Genomic DNA, 535 nt, shown 5'->3' on the forward strand with positions numbered 1-535 from the left:
CCGCGAAGGCGGGAACCCAGGGCTTCACCAAGGTGCGGCTGCGAAGTCTGTGCATCGCTCTTCATCGATCACGAATCAGACACGACATCACAGCGACGCGATGGCCGCTCTATTCGCTATCCATGCGTTCCCACACACGACGCTGAAGTCTCTGGATCCCCGCTTTCGCGGGGATGACGGTCTGAGGGGAGGCGCGGCGAACCTTCGATCCATCGCCCTCGCAGGCGCGGCGAAACCCTCAATCCGTCGTTCCCGCGAAGGCGGGAACCCAGGGCTTCACCAAGGTGCGGCTGCGAAGTCTGTGCATCGCTCTTCCGCGATGCGGCAGCGAAGTCTGCGCGTCGCTGTTTATCGGCATGCACCGAATGCGCGGCCAAGGCGACCCGTGCGGCTAAACCACGACGCCCTCGTCCTCGCCGCGCAGCGGCCGCGGCAGCGGCGGCGCGGCCGACTCGCCAGCGCGCACCGGCGGCGACAAGGCGACGGTGGTGCGGATCGCGCCGGCCAGCGGGCTGGGCAGGCAACAGCACGGCGG

The organism is Lysobacter enzymogenes (assembly GCF_017168095.1).
GTDB lineage: Bacteria > Pseudomonadota > Gammaproteobacteria > Xanthomonadales > Xanthomonadaceae > Lysobacter > Lysobacter enzymogenes_D.